The 19,207-nt window shown below is 73.3% G+C and carries 16 protein-coding genes and 1 riboswitch; of the genes, 11 read left to right on the plus strand and 5 right to left on the minus strand.

The window, feature by feature from the left end; genetic code table 11:
* The first annotated feature begins 10 nt into the window (after positions 1-10).
* The 5 genes from ACIRPP_RS05360 (at position 11) to ACIRPP_RS05380 (ending at position 7,293) form a co-directional block, all read left to right on the plus strand.
* A complete protein-coding gene (locus ACIRPP_RS05360) occupies positions 11-1,270 on the plus strand; it encodes a sensor histidine kinase (RefSeq protein ID WP_403638133.1) in 1,260 nt (419 codons plus the stop codon).
* A gap of 319 nt (positions 1,271-1,589) precedes the next feature.
* Positions 1,590-2,975 carry a sensor histidine kinase gene (locus tag ACIRPP_RS05365; RefSeq protein WP_403638134.1) on the plus strand — a complete coding sequence of 462 codons (1,386 nt, stop codon included), beginning with the start codon at positions 1,590-1,592 and terminating at the stop codon, positions 2,973-2,975.
* 341 nt (positions 2,976-3,316) lie between these two features.
* Positions 3,317-3,976: a response regulator transcription factor gene (locus ACIRPP_RS05370; RefSeq protein ID WP_343239743.1), complete on the plus strand. Its 660-nt coding sequence runs from the start codon at positions 3,317-3,319 to the stop codon at positions 3,974-3,976.
* A gap of 316 nt (positions 3,977-4,292) precedes the next feature.
* Complete coding sequence (locus ACIRPP_RS05375) at positions 4,293-6,221, plus strand: 2-oxoacid:acceptor oxidoreductase subunit alpha (RefSeq protein WP_403638135.1); 1,929 nt, start codon at positions 4,293-4,295, stop codon at positions 6,219-6,221.
* Positions 6,214-7,293: a 2-oxoacid:ferredoxin oxidoreductase subunit beta gene (locus tag ACIRPP_RS05380; RefSeq protein ID WP_403638136.1), complete on the plus strand. Its 1,080-nt coding sequence runs from the start codon at positions 6,214-6,216 to the stop codon at positions 7,291-7,293. Before ACIRPP_RS05375 ends, ACIRPP_RS05380 begins: the two co-directional genes overlap by 8 nt.
* 88 nt (positions 7,294-7,381) lie before the next feature.
* Here ACIRPP_RS05380 and ACIRPP_RS05385 read toward each other — a convergent pair whose 3' ends face one another.
* Positions 7,382-7,762: a winged helix-turn-helix transcriptional regulator gene (locus tag ACIRPP_RS05385; RefSeq protein ID WP_403638137.1), complete on the minus strand. Its 381-nt coding sequence runs from the start codon at positions 7,760-7,762 to the stop codon at positions 7,382-7,384.
* 98 nt (positions 7,763-7,860) lie between these two features.
* Here ACIRPP_RS05385 and ACIRPP_RS05390 point away from each other — a divergent pair, with 98 nt between their 5' ends.
* From ACIRPP_RS05390 to ACIRPP_RS05405, 4 genes are all read left to right on the plus strand, one after another.
* The gene (locus ACIRPP_RS05390) at positions 7,861-8,715 is read left to right on the plus strand and encodes an SDR family oxidoreductase (protein WP_403638138.1); all 855 of its coding nucleotides are present in this window, start codon (positions 7,861-7,863) and stop codon (positions 8,713-8,715) included.
* A gap of 173 nt (positions 8,716-8,888) precedes the next feature.
* A complete protein-coding gene (gene rarD, locus ACIRPP_RS05395; protein WP_403638139.1) occupies positions 8,889-9,911 on the plus strand; it encodes an EamA family transporter RarD in 1,023 nt (340 codons plus the stop codon).
* A gap of 34 nt (positions 9,912-9,945) precedes the next feature.
* On the plus strand, positions 9,946-10,419 hold the full coding sequence (locus ACIRPP_RS05400) for a VOC family protein (RefSeq protein ID WP_403638140.1): 474 nt from the start codon (positions 9,946-9,948) through the stop codon (positions 10,417-10,419).
* A gap of 254 nt (positions 10,420-10,673) precedes the next feature.
* Entirely contained in the window at positions 10,674-11,618 is a 945-nt protein-coding gene (locus tag ACIRPP_RS05405) for a M28 family metallopeptidase (RefSeq protein WP_403638141.1), read from the plus strand.
* Between the two features lie 40 nt (positions 11,619-11,658).
* Here ACIRPP_RS05405 and ACIRPP_RS05410 read toward each other — a convergent pair whose 3' ends face one another.
* Positions 11,659-12,762, minus strand: a complete 1,104-nt coding sequence (locus ACIRPP_RS05410) for a tetratricopeptide repeat protein (protein WP_403638142.1) — start codon at positions 12,760-12,762, stop codon at positions 11,659-11,661.
* Between the two features lie 195 nt (positions 12,763-12,957).
* On the opposite strand from ACIRPP_RS05410, the gene ACIRPP_RS05415 reads away from it, so the two are divergent.
* Positions 12,958-14,343, plus strand: coding sequence for an amidase family protein (locus ACIRPP_RS05415; RefSeq protein WP_403638143.1), 1,386 nt, complete (start codon positions 12,958-12,960; stop codon positions 14,341-14,343).
* Positions 14,344-14,378: 35 nt separating this feature from the next.
* Here ACIRPP_RS05415 and ACIRPP_RS05420 read toward each other — a convergent pair whose 3' ends face one another.
* On the minus strand, positions 14,379-15,611 hold the full coding sequence (locus tag ACIRPP_RS05420) for an outer membrane lipoprotein carrier protein LolA (RefSeq protein ID WP_403638144.1): 1,233 nt from the start codon (positions 15,609-15,611) through the stop codon (positions 14,379-14,381).
* A 303-nt stretch (positions 15,612-15,914) separates the two neighbouring features.
* The gene (locus ACIRPP_RS05425; protein WP_403638145.1) at positions 15,915-16,925 is read right to left on the minus strand and encodes a polyprenyl synthetase family protein; all 1,011 of its coding nucleotides are present in this window, start codon (positions 16,923-16,925) and stop codon (positions 15,915-15,917) included.
* Between the two features lie 556 nt (positions 16,926-17,481).
* Positions 17,482-17,644, plus strand: a riboswitch (cyclic di-AMP (ydaO/yuaA leader).
* 5 nt (positions 17,645-17,649) lie between these two features.
* Here ACIRPP_RS05425 and ACIRPP_RS05430 point away from each other — a divergent pair.
* Positions 17,650-18,141, plus strand: coding sequence for a transglycosylase SLT domain-containing protein (locus ACIRPP_RS05430; RefSeq protein ID WP_403638146.1), 492 nt, complete (start codon positions 17,650-17,652; stop codon positions 18,139-18,141).
* Here the strand turns inward: ACIRPP_RS05430 and ACIRPP_RS05435 are convergent.
* Complete coding sequence (locus tag ACIRPP_RS05435; protein WP_403638147.1) at positions 18,135-19,034, minus strand: HAD family hydrolase; 900 nt, start codon at positions 19,032-19,034, stop codon at positions 18,135-18,137. The genes ACIRPP_RS05430 and ACIRPP_RS05435 overlap by 7 nt on opposite strands.
* Positions 19,035-19,207 lie beyond the last annotated feature (173 nt).

The raw sequence follows: 19,207 nt of genomic DNA on the forward strand, positions 1-19,207 counted from the left end.
GCTAGGGCGCATGACCGAGCATGGCGACCCCCGCGACCTCGGCGGCCTGCGCGTCCCCGCCGTCCGCGACGCGTACGGCGACCGTCCGCCGCCGCCCCGTTTCGCGTTCGACCGGCACACCTGGAAGGAGATCGCGCATCTCCTGCTGAACCTCCCGGTGTCCCTGGTCGGCTTCACCTACGTCGTGACCGTGCTGTTCACGAGTGCCTGGCTGACCGTCACCGTGATCGGGTTCCCGCTGCTCGCCGCCGCCCTGATGGGTGCGCGGCTGCTGGGCAGGGCGGAACGGGCCCGGGCGCGGGCGCTGCTCGGGGTGCGGGTGGACGAGCCGAGCCGGCTGCCGATGCGCGGCTCGGTCGGGTTCTGGCCGCAGCTGTGGATGGCGGTGAAGGACCCGGTGGGCTGGCGCACCATGCTCTACGAGCTGATCCGGCTGCCGTGGGGCATCCTCACCTTCACCATCACGCTGACGTCGCTGTTCGTGCTGTGGCCGGTGCTGCCCTATCTCGCGCGCGGGATGGCGGACGTGGACCGGGCGATGGTGCGGGGTCTGCTGTCGCCGTCCGACGAGCTGGAGCGGCGCATCGCCGAACTGGAGTCGGACCGGGGCGTGGTCGTGGACACGGCGGCCGCGGACCTGCGGCGCATCGAGCGCGATCTGCACGACGGGGCGCAGGCCCGGCTGGTCAACCTCGCCATGGGGCTGGGCCTGGCCAAGGAGAAGCTGACCGAGGACCCGGACGCGGCGGCGGCGATGGTCGAGGAGGCCCACGGCGAGGTGAAGCTGGCGCTGCAGGAGCTGCGGGACCTGGCCCGGGGCATCCATCCGGCGGTGCTGACCGACCGGGGCCTGGACGCGGCCCTGTCGTCGGTCGCCACCCGCTGCACGGTGCCCGTGAAGGTGACGGTCGACCTGGCCGAACGTCCGGCGGCGGCCATCGAGGGCATCGCGTACTTCACGGTGTCGGAGCTGCTGCAGAACGTGAGCAAGCACAGCGCGGCACGGTCCGCCTCGGTCGACGTGTGGCGCACCGACGACCGGCTGCTGGTGCAGGTGTGGGACGACGGCCGGGGCGGCGCGAGCCTGGAGCGGGGCACCGGGATGCGGGGTCTCGCCGACCGGCTGGGCGCGGTCGACGGACTGTTCGTCGTGGACTCGCCGGAGGGCGGGCCGACGACGGTGACGGCGGAACTGCCCTGGCGGGACCGCTCCGACGCGCACGCGGGCACCCCGCGTCCACCCCGAACCCCCCGCACCACCGCACCCTGACGCATGACACCCGACACCCGACACCCGACACCCGACGCACGACACCCGACACCCGACGCACGAGGCCCGACGCACGAGGCCCGACGCACGAGGCCCGACGCCCACGACCGCATGCCGGAGTCGCCCCCACGCCTGCGCGGCGGGTTCCGCGGCGGGTTCCGCGGCGGGTCGCACGGCGGGTCGCACGGCGGGCGGGGGCGACGCGGGTGGGGTTAACCCCCGTCCAGGACTGCGACGGACTCCATGGTCCGCCGACCTGGGACGGAGCAGGCTGGAGATACGACACCACAGCCGCCGGACAGGGAGAAGGACGACGCCGATGGCCACCGATCACGGACAGGGCGACGGGTACGGGCACGGGCCGTCCCACGGACTCGGCAGCGGACCGGGGTACCGGGGCACCGCCGAGCGCCGCCACCGGCTGCCGGCCGCGCTGCGGGCGCCGGTCGAGGGCCGCAGCTGGCGGGAGCTGGGATACGTCCTGCTGAGCCTGCCGATCAGCATCATGCTGTTCACCTACGCGGTCACGATGGTGTCGCTGGGGGCGGGCCTGCTGGTGACCTTCCTGGGCGTCCCGGTGCTGGCGGTGGCGCTCGCCGGGTGCCGCGGGATCGGTGCGGTGGAGCGGGCGCGGGCCCGGGCGCTGCTGGACCTGGAGGTGGACGAGCCGGAGCCGCTGCGGATGCGGAAGCCGGGCGTGATGGCCTGGATGGGGGCGGTGCTCAAGAGCGGCACCTCCTGGCGGGCGCTGCTGTACTCGCTGCTCCAGATGCCGTGGTCGATCTTCACCTTCACCGTGTCGGTGACGTTCTGGTCGATCGGCTGGACGCTGCTGACGTACCCCCTGTGGTTCTGGGTCTTCCCGGCCTACGCCGGTCAGGGCGGGATCCAGTTGTACGGGGACGAGCAGCACCGGATCTACCTGGACAACGCCTTCGAGGTCACGGTGACGGCGCTGGTGGGGCTGCTGTTCACGATTGCCACGCCGTGGATCGTGCGGGCCCTGACGACGGTCGACCGGGTCATGGTGCACGGGCTGCTGGGTCCGTCGCGGCTGGCGACGCGGGTGGTGGAGCTGGAGTCGGACCGGGGCGTGGTCGTCGACACCGCGGCGGCGGACCTGCGGCGCATCGAGCGCGACCTGCACGACGGGGCGCAGGCCCGGCTGGTCAACCTGGCCATGGGACTGGGCCTGGCGAAGGAGAAGCTGCGGGAGGACCCGCGGGTCGCGGCGCGGATGGTGGACGAGGCGCACGGCGAGGTGAAGACGGCGCTGCAGGAGCTGCGGGACCTGGCCCGGGGCATCCATCCGGCGGTGCTGACCGACCGGGGCCTGGACGCGGCGCTGTCGTCGGTCGCCTCGCGGTGCACGGTGCCGGTGCAGGTCGAGGTGGACCTGACGGAGCGGCCCGCGTCGGCGATCGAGGGCATCGCGTACTTCACGGTGTCGGAGCTGCTGCAGAACATCAGCAAGCACTCCCGGGCGACCTCGGCGACCGTCGAGGTGTGGCGGACGGAGAGCCGGCTGATGCTCCAGGTCACGGACAACGGGGTGGGCGGTGCCGACGTGTCCGCCGGGTCCGGGCTCGCGGGTCTGGCGGAGCGGCTGGACGCGGTGGACGGCGTGCTGGTGGTCGACTCCCCGGCCGGCGGTCCGACCCGCGTGACGGCGGAGCTGCCGTGGCGCACGGAACCCGGCCGGTGAACCCGGCCCCGTGAAACGCAGCCGGTGAACCCCGGCCCGGTGAACCGCAGCCGGTGATCCCGGCCGGTGACGGCCCCCTCCCAGCAGGTGGGCGCCTCCCGGCAGGTGGGCGCCTCCCAGCAGGTGGGCGCCTCCCAGCAGGTGGGCGCCTGCCGGCCGGTGACGTCCCGGCTCCGGCCCCCAGGAGCGTCCTCGCCTTCCGTCCCCCGGCGGACACTCCCGCCCGCGTCCCCCTCCGCACGGCCCGGCCGAGCTGGGATGCTGGGTCCTGTCGACCGGCTCCGCCACACGGGCGGTCCCGGGACAACGGGCTTGGGGGGCCGAGGAACGTGGAGGACAGGGTGCGGGTGGTCATCGCCGAGGATTCGGTGCTGCTGCGGGAGGGACTGACCAGGCTGCTGACCGACCGGGGCCACGAGGTCGTGGCGGGGGTGGGCGACGGCGACGCGCTGATCAAGACCATCGGCGAGCTGGCCGACCAGGGGGGCCTCCCGGACGTCGTGGTCGCCGATGTGCGCATGCCGCCGACCCACACCGACGAGGGCGTGCGCGCGGCGGTGCAGCTGCGCCGGTCGCACCCCGGCGTGGGGGTGCTGGTGCTGTCGCAGTACGTGGAGGAGCGGTACGCCACCGAACTGCTCGCCGGTTCCAGCCGGGGCGTCGGCTATCTGCTCAAGGACCGGGTAGCCGAAGTACGTGAGTTCGTGGACGCGGTGGTCCGGGTGGCCGAGGGCGGTACGGCCCTGGACCCGGAGGTGGTCGCCCAGCTGCTCGGGCGCAGCCGCAAGCAGGACGTGCTCGCGGGACTCACCCCCCGGGAGCGCGAGGTGCTGGGCCTGATGGCCGAGGGGCGGACGAACTCGGCGATCGCCCGGCAGCTGGTGGTGAGCGACGGCGCCGTGGAGAAGCACGTCAGCAACATCTTCATGAAGCTGGGCCTGTCCCCCAGCGACGGCGACCACCGCAGGGTGCTGGCCGTGCTCACCTACCTGAACTCCTGAGCCACCCGCCGGCGGCCGGGGGCGGGCCGCCCGTACGGGCGATTCCGGTGGGCCGGACGTGCCGTACGGGCGATTCGCGCGGACGGGGCCGAACCGCTGCGGGAGCGGGCCGCGTCTTGGATGGAAAGGGCCGGAGGGCCGGAAACCGGCGTGATTCAAGGGAAAAGGCGGGACACGTCGATGGGCCGCCACGGCTCGCGGTCGTGTCCAATATGCGAATGACTCAAGGAAGGCGACCCTTACGGACGTAGGGTTGATCCAGGGAGGGCCTGCGGGAGGGCCGTCCCGGACAGCCGCCTCGAGGAGGTCCAGTTCAGTGACCAGTCAGGTCAGCAGCCCAGCGGAGCAGGCCGACGGAGCAGTCGTAGGAGAGCAGCGCAAAGCGGCGGGAGCGAAGGACGTCCGCCGGCTCGACCGGGTGATCATCAGGTTCGCGGGGGACTCGGGTGACGGCATGCAGCTCACCGGTGACCGCTTCACCTCGGAGACCGCGTCGTTCGGCAACGACCTGTCGACCCTGCCGAACTTCCCCGCGGAGATCCGCGCGCCCGCCGGCACCCTGCCGGGCGTCTCGTCCTTCCAGCTGCATTTCGCCGACCACGACATCCTCACCCCGGGTGACGCGCCGAACGTCCTGGTGGCGATGAACCCGGCCGCGCTGCGGGCGAACATCGGGGATCTGCCGCGCGGCGCGGAGATCATCGTCAACACGGACGAGTTCACCAAGCGGGCGATGGCCAAGGTCGGCTACGACAGCAACCCGCTGGAGGACGGCTCGCTCGACGGCTACAACCTCCATCCGGTGCCGCTGACGACGCTGACGGTCGAGGCGCTGAAGGAGTTCGACCTGAGCCGCAAGGAGGCCGAGCGCAGCAAGAACATGTTCGCGCTGGGCCTGCTGAGCTGGATGTACCACCGGCCGACCGAGGGCACCGAGCGGTTCCTGAAGACGAAGTTCGCGAAGAAGCCGGACATCGCGGCGGCCAACATCGCCGCCTACCGGGCGGGCTGGAACTTCGGCGAGACCACCGAGGACTTCGCCGTCTCCTACGAGGTGGCCCCGGCCGCGACGGCGTTCCCGCCGGGCGTCTACCGGAACATCTCGGGGAACCTGGCGCTGGCGTACGGCCTGATCGCGGCGTCCCGGCAGGCGGACCTGCCGCTGTTCCTGGGGTCCTACCCGATCACCCCGGCCTCCGACATCCTGCACGAGCTGAGCCGCCACAAGAACTTCGGCGTGCGCACCTTCCAGGCGGAGGACGAGATCGCGGGCATCGGCGCGGCGCTGGGGGCGGCCTTCGGGGGGTCCCTCGCGGTCACGACGACGTCCGGCCCCGGGGTGGCGCTGAAGTCGGAGACCATCGGGCTGGCGGTGTCGCTGGAGCTGCCGCTGCTGATCGTGGACATCCAGCGCGGCGGCCCGTCGACGGGTCTGCCGACCAAGACGGAGCAGGCGGATCTGCTGCAGGCGATGTACGGGCGCAACGGCGAGGCGCCGGTGCCGGTGGTGGCGCCGCGCACGCCGGCGGACTGCTTCGACGCCGCGCTGGAGGCGGCCCGGATCGCGCTGACGTACCGGACGCCGGTGTTCCTGCTGTCGGACGGCTACCTGGCCAACGGCTCGGAGCCGTGGCGGGTTCCGGACCTGGAGGAGCTGCCGGACCTGGGCGTGCAGTTCGCGCAGGGCCCCAACCACTCCCTGGACGACGGCACCGAGGTGTTCTGGCCGTACAAGCGGGACCCGCGGACGCTGGCCCGGCCGTGGGCGATCCCGGGCACCCCGGGGCTGGAGCACCGCATCGGCGGCATCGAGAAGCAGGACGGCACGGGCAACATCTCCTACGACCCGGCCAACCACGACTTCATGGTCCGCACCCGTCAGGCGAAGGTCGACGGCGTCGACGTGCCCGACCTCGACGTGGACGACCCGGACGGCGCGCGGACGCTGGTCCTCGGCTGGGGGTCGACGTACGGGCCGATCACGGCGGCCGTGCGACGGCTGCGCCGGGCCGGGGAGTCGGTGGCGCAGGCGCACCTGCGGCACATCAACCCGTTCCCGAAGAACCTCGGCGAGATTCTCCGGGCGTACGACAAGGTGGTGGTCCCCGAGATGAACCTCGGCCAGCTCGCCACCCTGATCCGGGCGAAGTACCTGGTCGACGCGCAGTCCTACAACCAGGTGAACGGCATGCCGTTCAAGGCGGAGCAGCTCGCCACGGCTCTGAAGGAGGCCATCGATGGCTGAGACGTCCACACGAGGCACGGGCACGATCGGACCGCTCTCGCTGGTGCCGAAGGCCGAGGGCAAGCAGTCCATGAAGGACTTCAAGTCCGATCAGGAAGTGCGCTGGTGCCCGGGGTGCGGCGACTACGCCGTCCTCGCCGCCGTGCAGGGCTTCATGCCCCAGCTCGGCCTGGCGCGGGAGAACATCGTCTTCGTCTCCGGCATCGGCTGCTCGTCCCGCTTCCCGTACTACATGAACACCTACGGGATGCACTCCATCCACGGCCGCGCCCCGGCCATCGCGACCGGTCTCGCGGCGTCCCGGCGCGACCTGAGCGTGTGGGTGGTGACCGGTGACGGCGACGCGCTGTCCATCGGCGGCAACCACCTGATCCACGCCCTGCGCCGCAACGTCAACCTGAAGATCCTGCTGTTCAACAACCGGATCTACGGTCTGACCAAGGGCCAGTACAGCCCGACCTCCGAGGTCGGCAAGATCACCAAGTCGACGCCGATGGGGTCGCTGGACGCCCCGTTCAACCCGGTGTCGCTGGCGCTCGGCGCGGAGGCGTCGTTCGTGGCCCGCACGGTCGACTCGGACCGCAAGCACCTCACCGAGGTGCTGCGCCAGGCCGCGGACCACCCGGGCACCGCCCTGGTGGAGATCTACCAGAACTGCAACATCTTCAACGACGGCGCCTTCGAGGTCCTCAAGGACCGGCAGCAGGCCGAGGAGGCGGTGATCCGGCTGGAGCACGGGCAGCCGATCCGCTTCGGCAGCGAGGGTTCCAAGGGCGTCGTGCGGGACCGGGAGACGGGTGACCTCCGCATCGTGGCGGTGACGCCGGAGAACGAGGCCGACGTGCTGGTCCACGACGCGCACGCCGAGTCGCCGACCACCGCGTTCGCGCTGTCCCGGCTCGCCGACCCGGACACGCTGCACCACACCCCGATCGGGGTGCTGCGCTCCGTGGACCGCCCGGTCTACGACACGCTGATGTCCGACCAGCTCGACACCGCCGTCGAGCAGCACGGCAAGGGCGACCTCGCCGCCCTCCTCGCGGGCGGCGACACCTGGACCGTCGTCGGCTGACGGCGGCTCCTCGCGGTGCGCGCACCGGGGCCCGGACACCGAGCGTGTCCGGGCCCCGCGTCGTGCTCCGGGCGGCCGGCCCGGCGGTTCAGGTCGCGCGGGCGTCGTCGTAGGCGCGCCGGGCGGCGAGCACGTCGGCGGTGCGCTTCTCGGTCCACCGGGCCAGGTCGCGGACCTGTTCGGCGGCCTCGCGGCCCAGACCGGTGAGGGAGTAGTCGACGCGGGGCGGGATGACGGGCCGGGCGTCGCGGTGCACCAGGCCGTCGCGCTCCAGCGTCTGGAGGGTCTGGGTGAGCATCTTCTCGCTGACCCGGCCGATGGCCCGGCGCAGTTCGCTGAACCGGTGCGGCCGGTCCAGCAGGTGGATCAGCACCAGCACGCCCCAGCGGCTGATCACGTGCTCCAGGATCAGGCGGTGCGGGCACATCGCCTCGGCCTCGTCGCGCCTCTCTCGGTTGCTTACCGTCATGCCAGTACCTTACTTGAAAGTGGGTACTTTCCTTTGGTTAGTGCCCCTCCTAGGGTGAGTGACAGAGCCACCCACCCCCGCACAAGGAGTCACGCACCATGAGCATCGTCGTCACCGGCGCCAACGGGCACCTCGGCCGGCACGTCGTCGGACAGCTGCTGGAGAAGGTCCCGGCCGAGCAGATCACCGCCGTCGTCCGCAGCGCCGAGAAGGCCGCCGACCTCGCCGGGCGCGGGGTACGGATCGCCGTCGCCGACTACGACGTCCCGGAGAGCTTCGACGGCGTCTTCGCGGCCGGGGACAAGGTGCTGCTGATCTCCGGCAGCGAGGTCGACAAGGACCGGGTGGCCCAGCACCGGACCGTGATCGAGGCGGCGCGGGCCGCCGGGGTCGCGCTGCTCGCCTACACCAGCGCCCCGGGCAGCCTGACCGCATCGCTGGCCGACGCCCACCGGGGCACCGAGGAGGTGCTGCGCGGCTCGGGCGTGCCGTACACGCTGCTGCGCAACAGCTGGTACCACGAGGTGTACACCGAGAACCTGGCGCCCGTGCTGGAGCACCGTGCGGTCGTCGCCGCCGCCGGTGACGGCCGGGTCTCCTCCGCCTCGCGCGCCGACTACGCGGCCGCCGCCGTCGCCGTCCTCACCGGTGAGGGCCACGAGAACCGGACCTACGAGCTGGGCGGCGACGAGGCGTGGAGCTTCGCCGAGTACGCGGCCGAGCTGAGCCGGCAGACCGGCGAGGAGATCGCCTACCGGGCCGTCACCGTCGAGGAGCTGACCGGCATCCTGACCGGTGCGGGCCTGCCCGGGCCGGTGGCCGCGGTCTACGCGGGCGTGGACGCCTCCATCGCCCGGGGCGAGCTGGTCGTCGACAGCGGCGACCTGTCCCGCCTGACCGGCCGGCCGACCACCCCGCTGGCCGAGGCGATCGCCGTCGCACTGAAGGGCTGACCGCCCAGCGGCCGTCCCCCGCATCGTCCCGGCCCCGCTCCCGCACGCCCGGCACCCCCGCCGTCATGACCGTATCGCGGTACGGGTATGACAGGCGGGGGTGCCGGGCGTTACCGTCGAACAGTGCGGGCGTCGCCCGGGCACGGCAGACGTCGGCGATCGAGGGAGGGCCAGTGACCGGGAAGCCGGCCGCCGAAGGGCGCGCAGGACTGCTGAACGGCTTCGCGGCCTATGGCATGTGGGGACTCGTCCCCCTCTTCTGGCCCCTGCTGATACCCGCCGGAGCGGTGGAGATCCTCGCCCACCGGATGGTCTGGTCCCTCTTCTTCGTGGCCGCCGCCCTGCTCTTCATCCGGCGCTGGGCCTGGCTCGGCGAGCTGCTGCGGCAGCCGCGGCGGCTGGCGCTGGTCGCCCTGGCGGCGACGGTCATCAGCCTGAACTGGGGCGTCTACATCTGGGCGGTCAACTCCGGGCACGTCGTCGAGGCGTCACTCGGCTACTTCATCAATCCGCTGGTCACCATCGCGATGGGCGTCCTGCTGCTGAAGGAGCGCCTGCGCCCGGCGCAGTGGGCGGCGGTCGGCGTCGGCGCCGCCGCGGTCGTCGTCCTCACCGTCGGCTACGGCCAGCCACCGTGGATCTCCCTCTGCCTCGCCCTCTCCTTCGCCACGTACGGCCTGGTGAAGAAGAAGGTCGGCCTCGGCGGGGTCGAGTCGCTGGCCGCCGAGAGCTCGATCCTGTTCCTGCCCGCGCTCGGCTACCTGGTGTGGCTGAGCGGCCGGGGCGACGCCACCTTCACCACCGAGGGCACCGGCCACGTGCTGCTGCTCGTCGCGTCCGGGCTCGTCACCGCCCTCCCCCTGGCCTGCTTCGGCGCGGCCGCCATCCGCGTCCCGCTGTCCACGCTGGGGCTGCTCCAGTACCTGACACCGGTCCTGCAGTTCCTGCTCGGTGTCCTGTACTTCAAGGAGGCCATGCCGCCCGAGCGCTGGGCCGGGTTCGCACTGGTGTGGCTGGCGCTCACGCTGCTCACCTGGGACGCGCTGCGCACCGCCCGCCGGACCGCGCGCGCCCTCGCGGAGCGCCGGAACGGGAGCGGGACGGCCGCCGCGGTCCGGGCGGACGGCGCGGCCGACGGCCCTCAGCCGGTGCCGGCGGGACCCGAGGCGGCCGACGCGGCGAGGGCAAATACCTGATGCCCGCAGGCCGTGCGAGCGATAGAAAGGCTGCATGACGCAGACTTCGGCATCACCCGTACCCGTGCACTGGAAGCTCGTCGTCGACGCGGGGGACCCGCACGCCCAGGCGGACTTCTGGGCGGCGGCCCTCGGCTATCTGGTCGAGGACAACAGCGCCCTGATCGCGCAGCTGCTCGCCGCCGGGGCCCTGTCCGCCGACCTGGTGGTGGAGCACCACGGCCGCCGGTCCTTCCGGGACCTGATCGCGGTCCGGCACCCCGAGGACCCGTACGAGGAGAGGAGCGGCACCGGGCTCGGCCGGCGGCTGCTCTTCCAGCGGGTGCCGGAGGCGAAGACGGTGAAGAACCGGATCCACCTCGACCTGCACCCCGGCCCGGAGCGCCGCGAGGAGGAGGTCCGGCGGCTGGAACGGCTGGGCGCGCGGGTGCTGCGGGACGTGCGGGAGCCGTCCGGGTCGTGGACGGTGATGGCCGACCCCGAGTCGAACGAGTTCTGCGTGCAGTAGGGAATCCCGGCGGGTCCGGCGACGCCTCACGCGTCCCGGACCCGCCGGCCCTGCCTTGCGGACTTCCCCCCGGCACAGGCGCCTGAGCCGGACGGTTCGGACGCCTCCGATATGCGTGACCGCGTGTCCTGATACCGCTCTTGACGGAGAGTCAGTTTCAGATTCACCATCCAGGCACCCCCACACCCAGGGGATGCCTGTGGACGTCCCTGTGGACGTCCCACGGGCTCACCCGAGGAATTCGGAGCCCCCACATGAAGCTCTCCGTTTCCGTCCGTGCGGCGACGGCCGGTGCCGTCGCCACCGTCACCCTGCTGGCCGGCGGGACCTCGTCGGCCGGTGCCGCCCCCGCCCCGCGCGCCGCCGCGCCCGACATACCCGTGGCGAACGTCAAGGCCCACCTGGCCCAGCTGCAGTCCATAGCCGCCGCCAACGGCGGCAACCGCGCCCACGGCCGCCCCGGCTACCAGGCGTCCCTCACCTACGTGAAGAGCAAGCTGGACGCGGCCGGATACACCACCCGCATCCAGCAGTTCACCGCCTCCGGGCGCACCGGCTACAACCTGATCGCCGACTGGCCCGGCGGCGACCCGGACCGCGTCGTGATGGCGGGCGCCCACCTCGACGGCGTCAGCTACGGTCCCGGGATCAACGACAACGGCTCCGGTTCCGCGGCCGTCCTGGAGACCGCGCTCGCCGTCGCCCGGGCCGCACACCGGCCCGCCGGACATCTGCGCTTCGCCTGGTGGGGCGCCGAGGAGCTCGGCATGGTCGGCTCCCGCTACTACGTCAACCAGCTTTCCCTCATGGACCGTTCGCGCATCGACGGCTACCTGAACTTCGACATGATCGGCTCGCCGAACCCCGGCTACTTCGTCTACGACGACGATCCCGCGATCGAGAAGACCTTCAAGGACTACTTCGCGGGCATCGGCGTCCCCACCGAGATCGAGACCGAGGGCGACGGCCGCTCCGACCACGCCTCCTTCAAGAACGCGGGCATCCCGGTCGGCGGCCTGTTCACCGGCGCGAGCCGGACCAAGACCGCCGCCCAGGCCGCGAAGTGGGGCGGCACGGCGGGCAGGGCCTTCGACCGCTGCTACCACTCCTCGTGCGACACGACCGCCAACATCGACGACACCGCCCTGGACCGCAACAGCGACGCGATCGCCCACGCGGTGTGGGAGCTGTCGCGGTAACGGCCGCCGCGGTCCGCGCCCGCCCGGGCCCCCGCCTCGCTCAGTCCTGCCGGGCGCGAGCCCGTGCGGTCAGCCGGTCCATGCGGGCGCGGGCCGACTCCAGGTCTTCGGGCTCGTCCGCGGCCGGCCCCCCGTCGGCGGCCAGCTCCGTCCACAGGCCGACGAGTTCCCGCCCGAGCTCCAGGCCCAGGTGCGGATCGCGCACCGCCCGCCAGGCGGTGGCCGCACCGCGGACGGAGCTGTAGGCGGCCTCGGCGTCACCCGCGCGGCGGTGGATCGCGGCCAGGTCGAGGCAGGTCCGCAGGGCGGGCTCCGGCCGGCCGGCCAAGTAGCCGATGTACGCGGTCAGTTCCCGCAGCCGGAGCACCTCCGGGTGCTCCGGTCCGAGAGCGGCCGTCGCCTCGGTCACGGTCTGCCCGGCCAGCCGCGCGGCCGGGTCGAGCCGTCCCTCCCGGACGGCGTCACTGATCCGGGCCACGGGCTCGGCCAGGGACCCGCCGGACGGGCCGAGCGGCTCGTCCCCCAGCACTGCCTCCGCCACCGCGTCGAAGCCGCGGGGCGGCGCGGGCCGGGCGCCCGGGTCGAGGGCGGGGTCCGGGAACGGTTCGGGGGCTCGGCGGCGCACCTCGTCGGCGACGACGGGGTGCGGCTTGGCGTCCATCACGGGCGGCGGCCCGAAGGTGCCCGTCGGAGGCAGCACCGTGCCGGGCGGTACGGCCGCGCCGGCGGGGCCGGGCACGGATCCCGGGCCACCCACGCGATGGGCTGCGGCGGGCGGCACCGAGGCGTCCGGGGCGTGAGCCGGAGGCGGGGGCTGGGACGGCGGGGCGATCGGCGCGGGGTCCGCGGTGAAGTGGCTGGAGCCGTCCGGCTCGACCCGCAGCGGGACGATGTAGCCGATGCGCTCGTCCCGGACGGTGGCCAGGACGGCCTGGCCGGAGGCGAGGGCCATGCGCTGGAGCCGGTTGAGCACGGCCCGCTGCAGTTCCTCCCCGGGAGCCGCCGTCACCGGCACCCCGCCGACGGACGCGGCGCCGGCATCCTCCCCGGCGGCGGGGATGCGGACCTCGATCGGCACGGCCGCACGGTGCGTCGTGTGCGCCGCCTGCTGTTCCCGCTTCTTCTCACGGCTGAGTCGCGCCATGGTCCCCTCATTCGGGTCGTACACCTACCGACCAGTCTGTCCGCCCTCCCCGGTTTCTCACGTCACCGCGCTGTCACAGGCTCGTCCCAACGGCCGTCCGGCCGGTGGCGGACCGGCGCGGGGCGGCGTGCGGACCGGGCGTGGACCGGCGTGCGAACCGGCGTGCGCGGGGCCGGGGAGGGGCATCACGAGGGCATGGGAGGCAGGGCACGCAGGGGACAGGGACCGGAGAGCTGCGCGGCGTCCGGCCCCGCCTCCGCGCCGGCTCTGGAGATTCCCCCGGTGGTGGAGACCGCCCCGGCCGTAGAGATTCCCCCGGCGGTGGAGACCGCCCCGGCCGTGGAGGTCGCCCGGGCCGTGCGGGCGGGCCGGGTCCGGGCCGTGGAGGTGGTGGCGGGGGCGCTGGAGCGCATCGAGCGGGCCGATCCGGTGCTGTGCGCGTTCCTCGAGGTGTGGCGCGAGGAAGCCCTGCGGCAGGCGGCGGCGGTGGACGCGCGGGTGTCCGCGGACCGCGCTCGCGCGCGGCGCACCGGCGGGCCGGGACGCGACGGGCTGCTGCCGCTGGCCGGAGTTCCCATCGCGGTGAAGGGGCGGCACGGGCTGCGCGCCGCGGGCCCGTTGCTCGCCGCCGGCGCGGTCGCCGTCGGCGCCACCTCGGTGCCCGGCCCGGGCACGCCCTGGCAGACCTGGGGGCGGGGCGCGCACGGCCGCACGGTCAACCCCTGGCGTCCGGACCGTACTCCGGGCGGTTCCTCTGCCGGGGCCGCTGCGGCGGTGGCGGCCGGGCTGGTCCCGCTGGCGACGGGCAGCGACGGGGCCGGGTCGGTGCGCATCCCGGCGGCCTGGTGCGGCGTCGTCGGTCTCAAGGCCACCAACGGCCGCCTGCCGTCGTCCGACCGGACGGGTCTGGCGGCGCCCGGGGTCCTCGTCCGGTCGGCGGCGGACGCGGCGGCCTGGTGGCGGGTGGTGTCGCGGGGGCCGGGCCGCGACGGGCCCGCTCCGGACGCCGACGGCCCGCCGGGGGTACGGCTGCCGGTGGCCGCCGTCTGGTCCCCCGATCTGGGCTTCGCCGCTCCGGAGGACGAGCCGGCGGCCCTGGCCCGGGCGGCCGTCCGACGGCTCGTCGAGGCGGGGGTGGTGCGGCTGGTCCGGCCGCGGGTCCCGTTGCGGCTCCTGGATCCCGCGCCCGCCTGGCTCGCCCTGCGCACCCGCGCCGGTGACCCGGCCGCCGCCGGGGCCCTGCGGGCGGAGAACGACGCGCGCCTCGCCTGTCTCTTCACCCGGGCCGCGCTGCTGCTGACGCCCACGGCGCCCACCGCCCCGCACGGTCACGAGGGCCCCGGCGACGTCTACTCCACCGCGCTCACCTGGGCGTTCAACCTGAGTGGGCACCCGGCGCTGAGCCTGACCGCGGGACGCGGCGGCGACGGGTGTCCGGCGGGGCTCCAGCTGGTGGCACCGCACGGGCGGGAGGCGCTGCTGCTCGCCGTGGCGCGAGCCGCGGAGCGCGGCGGCGCCACGGCCGTGCCGGTGGCTCCCCCCGCCGGGGCGGCCGGGCCGGGCCCGGTCCCGGCGGGCTGAGGAGCCGGCCCGGCCGCCGGTACGGTGCTGCCGGGTTACTTCGCTCCGTCGGCCGTCTTCACCAGGTGGTCCTTGGTGACCGCGCCCACGTAGACGGTGCCGTCCTCGGTGATCAGGGCGTTGACCAGGCGGGTGCTGAACACCGTGCCGGTGCCGAAGTCGCCCTTGACCCGGTCGCCGAGGGAGCCGAGGAAGCCGTCGAGGTCGCTGCCGGTCCCGCCGGCGGGCAGGCCCGGGCCGCCGGTGTCGAAGGTGGCGACGGAGTTCCAGCCCTCGCCGAGGACCTTCATGCCGTCGAGGCCCTTGCCCAGGTCCTCCTCGGACTTCGGGGCCTTCCCGGGCCGCTCGGAGTCCTTGCCGGCGTGCCGCTCCGCCTCCTTCTCCAGCGCGCCCTCCTCGGTCACCTTCGCGCCCTTGGGCGGGGTGAAGTCGAAGGTCGACGCGGCGGGCCGGTCGAAGCTGACCTTGGTGAAGCCGACGTCGACGACGGCCGCGCCGCCGCTCGCCGGGGTGAGCGTGAACTTCAGGGGCAGGCCGGTCTCGTGGTCCACGGCGATGCTGATCGCGCCGACCGTGGAGCCGGACTGCCGGGGCTTGACGACCAGCTTGTAGGCGTCCCGGCCGGCCACCTGGGCGGTGCCGTCGACGGTCACGGACGTGGTGTCGTCGACCGACTTCAGGGCCTCCTCGGCGAAGTCCTTCGGGGTGGCCGGCGGCTGGTGCTCGCCGCGGTCCCCGGCGGGCTCGTCGACCGTGCCGTGGAACACCTCGTTGGACTTGCTGTCGTAGCCCCAGACGTTCTTGCCGTTGTGGATGAGGCTGTACTCGTCGGAGCCGTCGAGGAGGGACAGCTTCTGCCGCTCCGGTCCGTCGGCCGCGACGCGCAGGGTGTGGGTGCCGGAAGCCAGCTCCGTGAGCTTGGCGGACGGGTCGGCGGAGGAGCCGTCGCCGCCCTGGCCGAGGGCACCGGAGGTGAGACTGCTCTCCAGCCCTCCGAGGTCGGGCAGGCCGAGGTCGGTGGTGACCTTCACGGTGCCGGACAGCTGCTCCACGTCCGACTTCGCGATCTTCTCGATGAGCTGGGCTGCGGTGATGTCCGGCAGGTCGGGGTCACCGGAACTGGCGATGGCGGGCACGAGCCCGATGGTCGCGGCCGCCACCCCCATCACCGTGACCGGGACGACGTACCGGGCGGCCCTGCGGCGGCCCGGGCCGGGGTCGCCGGCCGGCTCCGCGGTCGTCCTGTCGTCGGATGCGTACGGTGCCATGTGTGCCCTACCTCCTGGTCGGCGGCGGCCTGCGTCGCGTGCCTGCGCACCTGTTCACCCCGAGCCGCCGTCCTCACCCGAACCGGTGAGGAGTGATGATGTCCTTCGTGTTCCATCTGACCAAACGGCGGCGGCCGATGCGTCAGACCGCGGGCTCAACTCCGTGTACTGCTGGGGTATGACATCGGGGCGCCACGGGTCCGCCGACCAGTAGGGGTGGGCCGCTCACCAGTAGGGGTGGTCCGGCCGCCCGTGGGGGACGGCCGGTGTCCGGGTGCGGCGGCCGGTCCCGGCGCGCCGTGGTCAGCCGGCCCGGTGCACCACGGCGTCGCACAGCTCCGTCAGCGCCGTCTTGGACTCGCATTCCGGCAGCGGGGCCAGCGCGGCGCGCGCCTCCTTGGCGTAGCGCACGGTGTCGCGGCGGGCCTGCTCCAGGGCGGGGTGGGCGCGCAGCAGACGCAGCGCCTCGGCGTGCCGGGCGTCGTCGGTGAGGTCGGAGCCGAGCAGCTCGCACAGGGCGAGGTCGTCGGCCAGGCCGAGCCGCTCGGCCCGCTCGCGCAGCCGCAGCACCGGCAGGGTGGCGATGCCCTCGCGCAGGTCGGTGCCCGGGGTCTTGCCCGACTCGTGGGAGTCGGAGGCGATGTCGAGGACGTCGTCGGCGAGCTGGAAGGCGACGCCGAGCCGCTCGCCGTACTGGGTGAGCACGTCCACGACCGTCTCGTCGGCGCCGGACATCATGGCGCCGAACCGGCAGGACACCGCGACCAGGGAGCCGGTCTTGCCGCCGAGCACGTCCAGGTAGTGCTCCACGGGGTCCCGTCCGTCCTGCGGGCCCGCGGTCTCCAGGATCTGGCCGGTGACCAGCCGCTCGAACGCCACCGCCTGCACGCGGACGGCCTCGGGGCCGAGGTCGGCGAGGATCTGCGAAGCCCGCGCGAAGAGGAAGTCGCCGGTGAGGACGGCGACGGAGTTGCCCCAGCGGGTGTTGGCGCTGGCGACCCCGCGGCGCACCGCGGCGTCGTCCATCACGTCGTCGTGGTACAGCGTGGCCAGGTGGGTCAGCTCCACGACCACGGCCGACGGCACGACGCCCGGCGCGTAGGGGTCGCCGAACTGGGCGGAGAGCATCACCAGCAGCGGCCGGAACCGCTTGCCGCCGGCCCGCACCAGGTGCTGGGCGGCCTCCGTGATGAAGGGGACCTCACTCTTGGTGGCCTCGAGCAGCCCCTCCTCGACAGCCGTCATCCCGGCCTGGACATCGGCTTCCAGAGCCTGGTCCCGCACGCTCAGCCCGAACGGCCCGACGACGGTCACGAGGGGTCTCCTGTCTGCTGGTGTCCACTGGCGTTTACACGGTTTGTCGATAGGTCGCTGCCATCACTCAAGTCAGCGTATCCGGTCATGTTTCGATCACCGCCAGGGCCCGGGGGTACAGGCCGGGCAGGAGGCGATCAGGACCGGCCCGTTTTTGATCGGTTCATAGCAGTGGACATTCTCTGACTTTCCGGGGCGGATCGCTCCGCATTCCGGACCACACCTCGGCATGCTCACCATCCTGCCCGCCCCGACGCCCGATTTGCCGCAATTACCAAGCGAATTCCTCTTAGTGTGAAATGCGCTCCGACCCGGCGACCCGTGAGGTCGGTCACGCGCCGCCCGACACATCGACGACATCCGTACACCGCCGGTTCCCCGTTGCCCCGCAGCGAGTTGAGCCGTGGCGACCGTAAAGGATCAAGTGGCGCAAACCGCCCATGTCAAGATCAAACAGCGTTTACCGTGACCCTCGCACTTGTTCCCGGCGTGTGCTCTCGCATACGTTCCGGGCCGCCGGGCGGACGCCGAATCCTGCCGCCGCCCGCACCACCCAACGACGAACTCACTCACGCACGGCAGGAGCGGGGGACCCAGGTAAGTCGCCGGGCCGGTCACGCGCCGGAACGGCTCGGGGTGAAGCCGTGCCCGCAGGGGCACGGCCGGACACTCTCCCGTCCGAACCCGACAGCTCACCTCGCAGGCGTAGGAGAGGAACACAGACATGCCTGCATCCGGTCAGCTCCGCCGCTTCGGCAGCCGACGTCTCGCCCGCACCCTCGCCGTCGCCGGCACCGGCGTCGCCGTGGCCGCCCTGCCGCTGTTCGGCGCCTCCAACGCCGCAGCGGCCACCCCGGCCGCCGCCCCGGCCGCCGCCACCGCGGCGACGGTGTACCCGAACAACCTCGACGGCTGGATCCGCGAGTCGCTGTCCGTCATGGCCCAGCACGGCATCCCCGGCTCCTACGAGGGCATCCACCGCAACATCATCCGCGAGTCCTCGGGCAACCCGCAGGCCATCAACCTGTGGGACTCCAACGCCGCCAAGGGCACCCCGTCCAAGGGCCTGCTCCAGGTCATCGACCCGACCTTCGCCGCCTACCACGTGCCCGGCACCGTCTACGACCCGTACGACCCGGTCGCCAACATCACGGCAGCCTGCAACTACGCGGCCGACCGCTACGGCTCGATCGACAACGTCTTCGGGGCCTACTGAGCCACCACCCTCCCTGCGGCGGGCAGGGACGCATCACCCGGGGCGGACGGGTGCGGCACGTGTTGGGGCACGTGCGGCACCGGCCCCCTGCCGAACAGTCGCTCGAGGACGACGGCCACGCCGTCGTCCTCGTTCGTCGTGGTGACCTCGTCGGCCACCGCCTTCAGCTCGTCGTGGGCATTGGCCATCGCCACCCCGTGGGCCGCCCAGTCGAACATGGGGATGTCGTTGGGCATGTCGCCGAACGCGATCGTGCCCGCCGGGCCGACCCCCAGCCGCTCGGCGGCCAGCGCCAGCCCCGTGGCCTTCGTGATCCCGCACGGCTGGAGCTCCACCGTGCCCGGTCCCGACATCGTGACTGTGGCCAGCGAGCCGATCACCGAACGCGCCGCCGCCGCCAACGCGTCGTCCGACAGCACCGGGTGGCGCAGCAGCACCTTGCTGATCGGCCGCTCCCACAGATCGGTCCGCCGCCCCACCCGCACGGCGGGCAGCGTGGGGTGCGGCATCCGGTAGCCCGGCTCGATCAGCGTGAGCCCGTCGACCCCGTCCTGGTCGACCGCCGCGTACACCTCGCCCGTCTCCGCCTCGATCTTGCCGAGCGCGGTCTCCGCGAGCTCCCGGTCCAGGGTGACCGACCACAGCAGCCGTTCCGTCCCGGCGTCGTACACCTGCGCGCCCTGGCCGCAGACCGCGAGCCCCGTGCAGCCGAGGTCCGCGAGCAGCGGGCGCACGCGGGGGGCCGGGCGCCCCGTCACCACCAGATGCCGGGCACCGGCCCGCCCGGCCCGTGCGAGCGCGGCGAGGGTCCGGTCGGACAGGGTGTCGTCGCCGCGCAGCAGCGTCCCGTCCAGATCGGTGGCGATGAGCGAGTATGCGGTGGGTGCGGCCATGATCAGAGAATACGGACAGCGCACCCGTCCCCTTCACCGCCTCCGCCCGCCCCGGCCCCCGCCGCCGCCCGGCGCCGGCCCCACGGCCCGCCCGTCCCGGCTCCTCCCGGCCACGGCCGGGTCGTACCCGGTTGACGGTTTGTGCACCATTTGGCAATAAGAGGCGACGCGGC

The organism is Streptomyces sp. NPDC101219, assembly GCF_044767675.1.
Classification (GTDB): domain Bacteria; phylum Actinomycetota; class Actinomycetes; order Streptomycetales; family Streptomycetaceae; genus Streptomyces.